Genomic DNA, 13,226 nt, shown 5'->3' on the forward strand with positions numbered 1-13,226 from the left:
AAAACTTACCTGAGCACTAAAATCATACAGGCGCAATACGACGGATTAAAGCAACAACTCTAATTAGCACTGGGAGTACAAGCTTTGTACAAAATTTTGTCGTCTTGTTGCACAATTGCCTCTGCCCCTTTAGCCCAAAATGTAATACTGCCGTCACTGTACTTCTCTCCCGAAGCGCTGGGTACTTTTTGCATTCGGTGCGCGGTGCGCGTTTGCGTATCCGAGAGCCAAATTTCATCCGCCTCCAGTTTTACCCGCATGTCACCGGCGCGATATTCACCGCGAAACACTTTAAACGACTCGCCGCCCTGGCACTGGTAATCCGTCTGCTGATATTCGGCCGCAGCGGTTTCGCTGTCCAGGCAGCGCGGTTTTTTATAGGTCATACAGGCTTTGCGGGTACAGGCAGCCACCTCTGCATCCGGGGCGCGAGTGCAGGTATTGCAACCATCAAAAAAATGCCTGCATGAGGCAGGGATAATATCTTTCCAGCTCTCGGGCCCATAGCTTGGCGTTTTTTCCTCGGCCGTTGCCAGACCCGTGCTGGCAGCCGATTCTGTCTGCTGCGGTTGCTCCGGACTGCAGCCACCGAGCAATAGCGCCAGCAGGCCGCTGACCATCCAATATTTCATCATAATAAGATCTCCATAACTGTCCGTCTGGATTTATAGCATTTATAGCCACTGAGTGTGAGTCTATGTTTATACTTAGGAGAACTTCTCCGCCAAAATGATCAACAAAGTGCAATACTTAACACTTCACGGCCTTCGGCTAACCCGATGGCCAGCTGCAATTGTTTTCCTGCTGGCCATGCTAATAGCCAGCAGCATGGGGCAGGCGGCGCAGAACCTGGCCGAGCTCGATGCTGAGTATCTGAGCTCAGAAAAGCGACTGAATCTGGAGCAGGCCGAAAGCGCTGCGCAATGGCAAAGCTTTAACGCCGCTCAGATGAACCAGGGTATTAGCAACCGGGATTATTGGATCCGTTTTACCCTTGCCAACTCGACAGAGCGCCCGCAAGTGCGTTTTTTGGTAAGCCAAACCAGTTATTTGGATAACCTCAATGTAATCTATTCAGCGGCGGATGGTTCGCTTAGAAGTATCGAGCTATCGGACCGCCAGCCCTTTGCCTCCCGTGCAATTGATCACCGTACCCTGGTGGCGCCCATAGAGCTGCCCGCCAGAGCCCAGACTCAGGTATACGTGCAAGCCTATAACCAAAAGCCGGATTCGGTCACGCTGGGATTTCGCCTGTTCAATGAGCGCGAGTTTCGCCAGCTGCAGCAACGCGATTACACCGCCCTGGGGATATTCTACGGCGCACTGGCAATTTTAGTGATTATGTCTCTGGTGTTTGCCGTTATGCTGCGCCAGCTCAACGCGCTCTACTATGCGTTGTTTTTGCTCGCCACGGCACTGATGTGGCTGCCACTCAACGGTTTGGGATTTCAGTGGCTGTGGCCCAAGGCCGTCTACTGGCACAACGAGGGCTTTCACCTTAGCTACTTGGTATTTGTGTTTTTTGCGCTGCAATTCAGTAAAAACTTTCTCCAACTGGCGCACTTAAGCCCGAAGCTTTTACGGGTGTTCAACGCTGTGCAGTGGGTGGCGTTAGTAACCGCTGCCATACGCCTTGCGGGGTTTTACTTACCCGTGCTGGTGCTGTCGTTTGCGCTGCTGGTGGTGCTGGGTATTATTATTCCCCTGGCCAGTGCGGTGGTGTGGCGACGCGGCTTAGGCTATGCCTTTTGGAGCCTACTTGCCTGGCTGCTCTACGCCGCCGGGCTCATTACCAGCATAATCAGCGCCGCCACCCAGTGGTTACCCTGGGGCATGACACCCCTACTTATGGTGCAAACCGCCAGTATGCTGGAAAGCATGTTTTTAATGATCGGCATGGCCACCTGGCTGGTCAGCCTAGAGCTGGATAGGCAAAAGGCTCTGAGCCTGGCGAATGAAGATCCGCTCACCGGCCTCGGTAACCGGCGCTGCCTGCAGGCGGCATTTGAGCAGAGCAAGTCCAGCCCAGAGCAGGATACCCGTCCATCGTATTTGATTATGATCGATTTGGATTACTTTAAAGCTATCAATGACACCTATGGTCACGACGCCGGCGACCAGGTGCTGCGCGAGGTGGGACAACTGTTAAAACGCAGCTGTCGTGAAGAAGATGTGGTAACCCGCTACGGCGGCGAAGAGTTTGCCATTTTGTTGCGCGCGGCAGATCAAAACAGAGCACTTGCCATTGCCGAGAGAATTCGACAAGAATTTTCTGCCACGCCAACCCGCTATCGCCATCACGAAATTGCGCACACGTTATGCTGCGGCATCGCCGAGGTTTCCAACCCACAATGGCAACCCAGTGCCCAGGAGATGATGCGCCACGCCGACGAGGCCCTGTACCAGGCCAAAGCAGCCGGGCGCAATCAGAACCATGTCTACCAACCACCAGGCAGCTGACTTCGGCGCTTCCGATAGGCCGAAGTCACTAATAATGATTGCCTCAATATTCTTATTGCTTATACTGAAAACGTTATAATAAAAATTCTCTAAACCCTGACTCAAACCAAGACTGTTGTTTTATGCAGGCCCAGTAGCCTCGATTTACCATCGCGCCTTACACTTCGCCCGCAAAGCCGCAGCTTCATTATAAAAATAGCCATCCTATGGAAGCATATATATTCAATTTTCACGATGTCGTGCTGTTTATGACGATCATCGAATGCATTATGTTGGCGCTGTTTCAGTGGGCGCTCCCCACCGGCCGCCACCTATCCAGCACTATGCTGATCAGCTTTTTGCTATCCACCAGTATTCACAGTGGGTGCGTGCTGCTGCTGTGGAACGATATGGTCCACACCACGGACTTTTTTGACCTGAAAGTTATTCCCTATTTGTTAATGCTAGCCACTTTGCTCAAGGGGCCAGCGCTGTACTTTTACGTTGCCTCGCTCACCGAGCAAGAATTTAAGCTCAAGCGCGTACACCTGCTGCACTTAGCACCGCTGGCCATTAGCTGGCTGTTGTTACTGGCGTTTGGCTTAGACAGCGATGCCATGCGCTGGCGCAGCGAGGGCCAGACGGATACCGCCACCGCGGTGGTCAACTTTCTCTGGCACAGCTCTAAGGTCATCCCCTTTATTTACGGCCTAGCTTCCGTCTACTTGGTGCGCCACTATTACCAGTCACTGAAAGATCAATACTCATCCATTTCCAGTAGTGAGCCGGGCTGGCTTAGCGTACTAACGATTGGTTTTTTGCTCAGCTGGGCATTTTCGCTGTTTGTTCATATCAGCGCGCAGTTCGTCTCAGAGCAAATGTCGAACTACTTAGGCATATCCGAAAACTACGTTATCTTTGTGCTGATTAACGGACTTTTCGCCTACAGCGCCGCCTATGCCCATCGGGTACTGACCACCAAGCCGATCGCCAGTAAAGAGGTCCTACCGGAGCAACCCGACGACAGCGCGATTGATAAAGTCCGCAAAGGCATGGAGGTAGAGCAGTTATACCTGGAGCAGAACCTGAATATTGAAGAGTTCTCCAACCGCATCGACTTGCCGGTGCGCGACGTCTCGGGAGTGATTAATAAGCACTTTGGCACCAACTTCTTTGAGTTTATGAACTCTTACCGGGTGGAGGAAGCCAAGCGCCTGCTCGCCGACCCTGCCCATAGCAATATGACTATTCTGGATATTCTGCTGCAGGCCGGGTTTAACAGTAAGTCTGCGTTCCATCGCTTCTTTAAACGCTTAGTGGGCATGTCGCCATCGGAATATCGCAAGCAGCAGACTCAGAAAAAAAGCGCCTGAACGCAGAACGCAGCATCAGTGCTCGCTGTACAAGCAGACATAAAAAAGCCCTCCCGAACGGGAGGGCTGAAAGGAGAGTCAGTTATATTCGCAGACTCGCTATGACAGTCACCTGACGGGACTTGGCAACCAAGCCCAAACTGTCAATACCGTGAACGTAATCCGGTTACCCGGTTGCCCATACATTCACTCGATCACTATCGCCTGCTTTTTCTTTACGATCGTCCCACCTTGTAAAACTGGCACCGCTTGTTTTTGGTCTTCAGCCAGTTTCCAGAGAGCCCTGCGCGCCTCACTTTCAACAAAACTAAGTGGGACGCACCAGGGCGCAACGCTTACAAGGATTCGATAAACGCCAGCAAGTTATTGCGAGCACCAACCGAAAGCGCATCGTAAGATTGCTTAGAGGCTAACGCCTCGCCGCCGTGCCAACGTATGGCTTCATCGATAGTACGTGCGCGACCGTCGTGCAGGAAGTTGGCGTCGGGTGTGCAATATTCATAGCCATCCAAGCCGAACGCATCCCAACCACGGTTGCCCGCCACGCCACCGGTCACACAGGCCGATAAACCCACACCCCACAAGGGCGCGGTACGCCATTCACTGCCACTGGCCTCACCTTCACCTAAGTTATCAGCCAGGCCAGGCCCCATATCGTGCAGCAGCATATCGGTATAAGGGCGAATGGTTTGATCGCGCAGCTCCGCCAACGGATGATACTGGCTGGTTTGATGCGTGGGCGTGTGGCAATCGGTACAACCGATTTGCGCAAAGGTCTGCTCACCGCTCAACACCGCCGGGTCATCGTAGTTGCGCTGCGGCCGAACGCCCAGCAGCGAGACATACTTCACTAGGTTGTCCACATGTGTATCATCGATTTCCGCACCCGATGGACCACAGTCGCTTTGCTGGGGACCACAATCCGGGCTAGGCATAGCGTTGGTCATTACACCCATATCGGTGTTAAACGCTTGCACCACCTGATGCTTAACGCTGGCGGTACCTGCCTTGTAACCAAAGCGGCCCAGGCGGGTTTGCCCGGTTTCAGGATCGGTCACACGGTTAGCGCGGCCCGAAATACCATCACCGTCGGCATCGTTAGGATCTTCCATGGCCAAAATATCCGCCTCGGGGATGGCCTCGAGCAAACCTATACCATTTAAATTAGGTGCCAAGCGCGCCGAGAAGGCCTCAGGTGTGCCGGTATCGAACACATAGTTAGGCGAGCGCAGGCCGCCAGCTTCGGTCCAAAAGTCGATGGCCACCGCGCCTTCGCCCATAACACCCCCGGCGTTGGCAGGCTGGAGTACACGCCCACGCAGCGGGTCGGGGTTGCCATTGGCATCGCCAATTTTAAACACCCAGCGATCCAGTGGCTCGTCGTCATCGGCCACCGAGGCGCGACCGTTGCGTACGTGGCAACCCGAGCAACGCTCGTGGATATAGTGCGTATCCGATTGACCCACCATGGGCGCAAAAACACCATTTTCCGCATTTTCGTCGTGGCTGCCATCGACAAACGAGGTGTGATGCACCCGACGCCCCAACACAAAGGGCTGACCGTTTTCATAGCCCAAGTTAGTTGCCATTTGCTGAAAGTGGCCATCGGGTTCGGCAGTCATCTGCACATGAAGGGTTGTATCACCACCCATGCGGGCTTTTTCGGGTACAGGTATGGAATCGCGCTGCAAATAATTGCCCGATACAAACTCCACCTTGTCCGTTACATCCCAGGGCACTAAGCCTTCACCCACAATGTACAGGTAGGTGGTGCCGTAATAATTGGCGCGGCCACGGGGTACACCCGCATCCAGGAACTGGCTGATTTCAAATTCCAGCTTATCGCCCACTTGGATTGGGCGGCCTTCACGGCAGTTCCAGCTTTCTTCTTTCCAGTAATTCACGTTGTCGTTGGTTTGCATCACCCCGTTGCCGCAGTATTGCGCCAAGGTGTTTAAACCTTCATACCACCAGCGGTTTTCCGCTTCGGTATCGGACAACTTGAACTCGGTGCGCACATTCATACGAATGGAGTCACCGCCTTTCGCCACGTAGTCGATAATTTCGATGGCAGCGGTGCGATCTTCCCAATAGAACGTCAGGTAATGATCGTAGGCCTGGAAGTGGTTCTCTTTAGCGTGTCGATCGCGAGCGCGGTCGGCAAAACGCGTGACCAAGGCGTCGCCGCGGTCGTAACTGATCACCGGCTCAAGGGGGGTATTTTGATCAAACAAAGGCACGACTTGAGCACCGGGCGTCAAGGTCACCGCGCAGCCGTTGGCATCCACATTCGTACCAGCTGGTGTGCCTGGGCACTGATCTTGACCATCGACAACACCATCGCCATCACTGTCGGTGGGGGTCGGGTCCGGATCGGGGTCTGGGTCTGGATTAGAACCGCCACCCAGAGTCAAGCTGGCCCAAGGTGAGTCCACAGCGCCTCCCAAGTTTGCATCCCAGTAGGTGAAGCTGTACTCCACTACATCACCGCTGGCTAAACCGCTCACAGAGTAACTATTGCGACCGGCGTTCTGAACCATAGCGACGTTCACTTGGCCGCCGCCATTAATTGTGTAGTGCAAATCAGCCCAATCAGGCGTATTGAGATAAAACTCAACGGCGCCGCCCGCCTGCTCGGTGGCGCCATAACTACCACCACCGCCATTATTGTTGGTTATCACACAACCGCTGGCATCAACCTGAGACCCCGCAGCCGTTCCGGCACACAGATCTTTGTCATCTGTAACGCCGTCGCCATCGCTGTCACCAAACACCTGACAACCCGCGCTGTCCACGCTGGCGCCTGCCGGGGTGTTGGGGCACGCATCCGCGCCGTCGCTCACACCGTCGCCATCACTATCACTCACGCCGGTACCGGGTGTTAGGGCCAGCCAGTTCACGTTAAACGGGGCGCTCTCGACATTCAGGCGAACATTTGCCACACCATTGGCGACAGTGATTGATCCGAGGTTTACGGTTGTCCAGCTCTGCCAACCGCCGGTATCGCCCACCGATACTGCACCGGTTGAGGCGCCATTCGCGCTGACGCTGATACTGCCCCCGGCCCCCTGAGAAGCCAGGCGTGCGGTCACCTCATAGGTGCCACCGGCCAGCTCAGCGTTAAACTCAAGCCATTCACCGGCGGCCGTCCAGCCCACGTTATGGCCCCCGCCGGTGTCCGTGGTCGCCTCGATATCCACATCATCGCTGCGATAAACGGCCCCGTCGTTACCGGGGGTGGTGTCGTAGTAATTGAGGTAGTCTTCCGCCTGCAACTGCACACCTGCCGTCGCACAGCCTGCGCCATTAACGCTGCTGCCTGCGGCCGTCGCCGGACACAGGTCGTTGGCGTCGCCAACTCCGTCGCCGTCGGTATCGACCGTCATCCGCTCAAGACCAATCCAGTTGAGATTAAAGCCCGCCGCGTCGACGTTAACACGCACATTGGCGCTGCCAGCCGCGACATCAAGCGTGCCCAAGCTTACGCTCGACCAACTCTGCCAACCCCCAGTGCTATCGATGCTGCGACTGGCTGTATAGGCTCCGTTAATGCCAACACTCAAGGCACCGCCGCCGTCCTGCGAAGCAACACGAGCGGTGATCTCATAGGTTCCCGCGGCCAAATCAGTGGAGTATTCCAGCCATTCGCCAGCCGTCGTCCAACCCACGTTGTAACCGCCGTCGGTGTCGGAACTGGCTTCAATGTCTACATCGTCCGTACGGTAAGCGCCACCGCTGTTACCGGCATCGGCATCGTAATAACTCTGATAATCCTCAGCCTGTAAACGCACGCTATTGGTGGCACAACCCAGGGCGTTCACACTCGCGCCTGCCGGAGTATTCGGGCAGGCATCATCGCTGTCGTTCACCCCATCACCATCAGAGTCCGTCGGCACCGACACGGCGCAACCAGAGCTATCAACACTGGTTCCTGCAGGCGTATTGGGGCAGCTATCGTTCTGATTCGCAACGCCATCACCGTCGTCGTCAGCGGCATCACCACCGCCCTGGTAAACAATATCGTCGATAGCAATGGAGAAGTTGGCACTTGGCAAGGCATCATCGCCATTTAAAATCACGAAGGGGTACGACAGTGACTGCATCGCCACCAGTGAGCCACGTAGGTCAGCAACCGGAATGGTTACCGTGCCCCACTGGCCGTTGCGTACCAAGCCGTACTTGGTTTCGCCAGCGGGGAAACTGATGTAGTGCTCATTGGTATAGGTATCTGTGATACCAATTTTAAAAGAAACATCGGCGGGTACCTTGATACGGAACGTCAGTTGACCGTTCTCAAAGTTACTTAAGTTCACCGCTTGGCGCGCTTGAATACCACCGCCAAACCACTGTCCGGGTGCGGTGTAATCCCAGCTGATCACGTTACTGCCCTCGGCAGGAGCTTCACTGCCCCCGGCAAGAGAGCCCGTGCTCCAGATATACACATCGGAGCTAGAACCCACCTCCAGTTTATTGCTGGTAGGTGTATTGTCGGTAAACACCCCAAAGGTGCCTACCTCGGGCTGCGATGTGTTGCCCAGAATAACTTCACCCTGGCCGTCGTACTCGTACACACGCACGTAATCGATGTACATCTTGGCCGGCAAAGGTGCCGTCACTTCGCTGTTTTGCAGTGCGTCGGTAAAGTTACCGCCAACAGCCAAGTTCATCAGTAAATAAAAGGGTGCACGAAATTCTTCAGACTCTTCGGTAATGCCGATGGGCGCATCGTACATATCGTATTCAACGCCGTTATCGACCGCGGTAAACCGCAGGGCGTCTTCGGTCCAATACAGCCGATAGGTAATAAACCGGTCGTTCATGGGGGTAGACGACACATAGGCGTTGTCGGTCTCCCACGCAGACATGGCCGCGCACGTCGGGTTACCCTCAACACAGGCGCCCTCGGCGTAAAAAATCGCGTTACCGCCGACAAAGTTATTTACGCTGGTGCCGGGGTAAAATTTATCAATTTCCTCCTGGCGATGGCCCATCTCCATCATGTCGATTTCGCCTTTGGCGGGCCAGCTTGCGGTACTGGTACCCAGTAACCAAAAGGCGGGCCACAAGCCCGTATCCAAATTAGGCACGCGAATACGGGTTTCAATCATGCCGTACTGAATGGCCACCGCGTTTTGACTGTCGAGCTTACCCGAGGTAAACGCGCTACCATCGACTGTTTCGGCGCGCGCCTCAAACACCAGCGCCGAGTTACCGGGCTCGCCCGGTACAGGCTCAATCGAGACATTATCGGCCTGATAGTTTTCCAGCTCCTGGTTACCCCAGCCGCATAAATTCGGCCCGAGTTGGCAACCGTTACCGGTCACTACATTCCAGTGATCGGAATTTAAAGAATTGAAATTATCTTCCCACAGCAGTTGCCCGACTTGCTGGGCCTGTGTGGATGCTGCAAGTAAAGCAGTCGCCAGAACGGCTCCTGCCATTAACGGTGGACGGCTGCGCACGCGCCGATAACCTGTTTTCATTTGACGTCTCCAGGGTTGCTTATTGTTATCCCTTATTCTGAAAATGAGTGAAATCCATTCGCACTTTTGCGGGGCGTTACGCCTGATCAGTAATGACGCACTAACAAGGTAAAATCCTCCAGGCGCACCCACTTTGAGCGTTTAACATAACGGCAGCTCACACAAGAGTCGTCACCCTTTACCTGTTTGTGCAATCTGCTACTCGAGAAAATTAACGAATCGGCTGCAGCCCTTAACTGACGGGAGGTCTGAGAAACTTCCAGACGAACAATGAAACAGCATTTTCTATCAGTGCCACATTCCGCTTTAGCGATAAAAAAATGGGATTAATGCATTCAGACGGGCAAGCGTGATGCCCTGCACAATTTCGACTCACTCTGCATTCAGATGCTGCCGCCGATAAGCGGTGGGGGACATACCCACCAGGCGGTTAAAAAAGCGGTGAAAAGAAGATTTATTATTAAAACCCGACGCCAGCAAAATATCTAACACGGTCATATGCTCACAGCTCGGGTCTGCCAGCAGTCGTTTGGCGTGCTCTACGCGGTGTTGATTAATAAATTCAAAGAAACGGGTTCCCAGCTCTCGATTTATGGCTAGGGAAACGACTCTGGCGGGCTGCTGGATACGCTCGGCAAACTCTTCAATATTAATACTGGGCTGCAAATGCAGTCTCTGGCTTTTGATGCCAAGCTCTATGGCCGCCAATACCTCGGCAGACACAGGGTTTGCCTCGGCGGCGCCTTCATCGCCAGTAAATTTTGCGTGCAGCGTCCAAGTACAGGCAAGATTATAAAAAATAAGACCGTTGATCAGCAAAAAGCGAATGAAATTGTGTGAAGTTCCTACCGTATCGGCCACCGTCCCACCGATGAAATCGGCGATACAAATCACTAACACAGACCAGCCCCAGCTGACCAAAAAGCAAAGGCTGAGCACCACCAGCCAGGCAATTTCTGACGATGGCAAACACGACAGGCGCTGTTTGGCCTGACGAACCGAACGGTTTAACAACAACACACACCAACAGGCGTAAGCGACAGAAACCACACTGGAAAAGTACCAAAGCCCGCTCGCCAGCTTGTCCGCAAGACTGGTATCGGCGCGCGACTGCAAATCCGTCGTGGTAACGCCCAGCCAAACCACGGCCAGCAACGCCACAAGTACAGGGATGGCATGCAGCCAATCACTGCGTCCCAGGTGCTTCTGCTCTTGCAGCAACGAGCGCACGTAAAAGTAAAACAGCGGCCCACGGGCAAAGTGACTAAAAGCAAACAACAGTGCCAACAGTCTATCTCGCCCCCAGCCCTGCAGCGGAAATTCCGGGTTCCACATAATCAGGTTGGTAACCATATCTATTGCCACCACCAGCAAAAACATCGTTAGCCAATTGCCGGGGGCACTATTCTTATCCCGGTGCACTGTGCGATAGGCAGCCAGCAACAACACCTCAAAAATGGTGATAATCAAAAAGATATCGTGCAGATTAAAAATTCGATTATCCATAATTGGGTATTAGCTTTGCGGCCGACAATAGCGCGCTAAAAATTCACCGTGACTGGGCATTTCACTGACCTGCTGGCGAATACTTGTCTCAAGTTCAGACAGGGTCTGATACAAAACATCGCGGGGAATCGTATCCACAAACGGATGGTAGGACTTGGGCATTAGCCCCTGCCCCAGAAACACTTGAATCCAGGACTCTTCGCCAAACAATTCGTAAGAACGCTTAAACACCTTGGCGGAGCTTTTAAACAGCTTTATACGATGAGAAAGATCATCCGGCACATCCATATCGCCGCAATGGCGCCAGAAATCCGAATCGCGCCGATTATGCACTTTGTAATGCATGATAATAAAGTCGCGAATCGCCTCAGTATCTTCGCGCGCCTGGCGGTTGAATTCGTCCACTTCAGCGGCATTGATTCCCTGGGCCGGAAACCACTGTATCAGCCGCATAAGATTGCGCTGCACCAAATGAATACTGGTCGATTCCAACGGCTCAAGAAACCCGCTGGATAAACCCAGCGCGACACAGTTTTTATGCCACTGTTTGCGCCGCGCTCCTGTTTTAAAACGTATTAAGCGCGGCTCATTAATGGGCTTTGCATCCAGGCTATCCAACATTAAATCCAGCGCCGCCTGATCGGTGGTAAACGCACTGGAAAATACATGACCATTACCCCGGCGCGACTGCAAAGGGATACGCCACTGCCAACCCGCGTGATTGGCAATTGAACGGGTGTAAGGCGGAATCTCGCCCGGCAAGTCGCTCTGTACCGCATAGGCACTGTCACAGGGAAGCCAGTGGCTCCAATCTTCATAACCGGTATGCAAAGCCCCCTCAATCAGCAGGGCGCGAAACCCAGTACAATCGATAAATAAATCCCCCTCTACCCGCTGGCCTGACTGCAACTGCAGAGCACTTATATGACCATTGTTTTGATTCAGGCTAACGGCGTCTATTTTTCCCTCTACCCGCGTTACGCCATGCGCCTCGCTGTAGCGTCGCAAGTACACGGCGTACTTTCCGGCATCTAAATGATAGGCATACTGAACCCGCCGATTGGGAAGAATGTTAAATTTATTCTGTTGCGCTGCGACAAACTCTAAACAATATTTTTCAAAATCTGCACTGCCCTTGTCCTTGGCTGCAGCCAGCCAATAGTTAAAAAAGCGACAGTGCCAGCTGTCTTTTCCGAAATGACCAAAGGCGTGCATATAGGTGTGGCCGGGCTCGCGCCAGTTTTCAAACGCGATGCCCAGCTTAAAGGTTGCATCAACCGAGCGCATAAAGTCGCGCTCATCCACCTCTAAAAACTCGTGAAACAACTGCAAGGGTGGAACCGTGGCCTCGCCAACACCGACACTGGCGATCTCATCCGATTCTACTAATACGATTTCTTTGGTTGCCCCAAAGGCTTTGCTTAACAGCGCTGCAGACATCCAACCGGCAGTTCCGCCACCGGCAATAACAATTTTTTTAATTCCCTGACTCATTGTGCCCCCGCCATGTGTAACATCACATTACCACCAAAAATTTATTAATGTGTTGACGTCGTCCAGAGATTCTACGTTGTGCCACCAGTTTTTGGGGATATAAAGCGCATCGCCCGGCTCAAGCGTATAGCTTACCGAAGACCCTTCAGCCAATCGGTAGTTGGGGTAGACGTGTAGATCGGGACGCGCCACATCCACTAGGCTGACCGGACGACCGGCCGGGGTTTGCGGCAGCTGTGCGATGTACAAGTTCACGTCTTGGTCGGGAGGAAACAGAGTAAAGCGCCTGCGGCCTGCCACCACGCAAGCGACGTTATCGTTTTTGTCGTTGTGGGTCGGCACCACCACGCGGTTACCCAGCCATATATTGGCTACCGCAGATTCAGGAATGCCCGTTAACTGGCAGTATTTTTCTAAGCCCGGTAAATACTCAGCTATAGAGTTCGCCCCTAGGTAAAAGGTCGGGCTGTGCGGGTTACCCAAGTGAGACTGCAAATATTCCAAGGCATCGGCCAGATAGCCGTTCATGCGGGTAAAGTTGAAGCCTGTAAAGTCGCGACGATAAAAAATTCGACCTCGCTCTTCGGGGCGAGCGATCATCGCCTGAAACACCACTTTTTGATCAAAGCGGCTGAGGTAAGCAAAATACTGGGCAACTGAGGTTTTCGCCTGCTGAACAATATCCCAGTGAGACACCAATCCAGGCAGCAATACTGGCTGGTTAGGGCTACGGGCAATAAACGACGATAAGTCAAACTCGGGTAAATCAGTGGCTACGAAAGTAGAGCGGCTCATGAGCCGTACCTTTTCTGGCTAATATTTTTATTATCCGTGTAGCGAATAATGCCCGGCGATGACACCGGGCATTAACAGTAGCTTCCGTGTTTTACCCGCCCCACATAAGAGAGCCGGGTAAAACGCTACCAGTGGT

7 protein-coding genes are annotated in these 13,226 nt (G+C 53.5%); 2 read left to right on the plus strand and 5 right to left on the minus strand.

Annotated features, from left to right (window positions below):
* Positions 1-59 precede the first annotated feature (59 nt).
* The gene (locus tag NHM04_RS09210) at positions 60-635 is read right to left on the minus strand and encodes an MliC family protein (RefSeq protein ID WP_254263500.1); all 576 of its coding nucleotides are present in this window, start codon (positions 633-635) and stop codon (positions 60-62) included.
* A 94-nt stretch (positions 636-729) separates the two neighbouring features.
* On the opposite strand from NHM04_RS09210, the gene NHM04_RS09215 reads away from it, so the two are divergent.
* Together NHM04_RS09215 and NHM04_RS09220 are read left to right on the plus strand one after the other, a co-directional pair.
* Positions 730-2,460, plus strand: coding sequence for a diguanylate cyclase (locus tag NHM04_RS09215; RefSeq protein ID WP_254263501.1), 1,731 nt, complete (start codon positions 730-732; stop codon positions 2,458-2,460).
* Positions 2,461-2,666: 206 nt separating this feature from the next.
* Positions 2,667-3,812 carry an AraC family transcriptional regulator gene (locus tag NHM04_RS09220; protein ID WP_254263502.1) on the plus strand — a complete coding sequence of 382 codons (1,146 nt, stop codon included), beginning with the start codon at positions 2,667-2,669 and terminating at the stop codon, positions 3,810-3,812.
* A 335-nt stretch (positions 3,813-4,147) separates the two neighbouring features.
* Here NHM04_RS09220 and NHM04_RS09225 read toward each other — a convergent pair whose 3' ends face one another.
* The 4 genes from NHM04_RS09225 to NHM04_RS09240 form a co-directional block, all read right to left on the minus strand.
* Positions 4,148-9,295, minus strand: coding sequence for a di-heme oxidoredictase family protein (locus tag NHM04_RS09225; protein ID WP_254263503.1), 5,148 nt, complete (start codon positions 9,293-9,295; stop codon positions 4,148-4,150).
* A 372-nt stretch (positions 9,296-9,667) separates the two neighbouring features.
* Positions 9,668-10,801 (minus strand): helix-turn-helix domain-containing protein, encoded by a 1,134-nt coding sequence (locus NHM04_RS09230; protein WP_254263504.1) that lies wholly within the window; start codon positions 10,799-10,801, stop codon positions 9,668-9,670.
* A gap of 9 nt (positions 10,802-10,810) precedes the next feature.
* Positions 10,811-12,295: a tryptophan halogenase family protein gene (locus NHM04_RS09235; RefSeq protein WP_254263505.1), complete on the minus strand. Its 1,485-nt coding sequence runs from the start codon at positions 12,293-12,295 to the stop codon at positions 10,811-10,813.
* Positions 12,296-12,322: 27 nt separating this feature from the next.
* Positions 12,323-13,090, minus strand: a complete 768-nt coding sequence (locus tag NHM04_RS09240; protein ID WP_254263506.1) for a cupin-like domain-containing protein — start codon at positions 13,088-13,090, stop codon at positions 12,323-12,325.
* Between the last annotated feature and the right edge of the window lie 136 nt (positions 13,091-13,226).

It is taken from the genome of Gilvimarinus sp. DA14, assembly GCF_024204685.1.
Classification (GTDB): Bacteria; Pseudomonadota; Gammaproteobacteria; order Pseudomonadales; family Cellvibrionaceae; genus Gilvimarinus.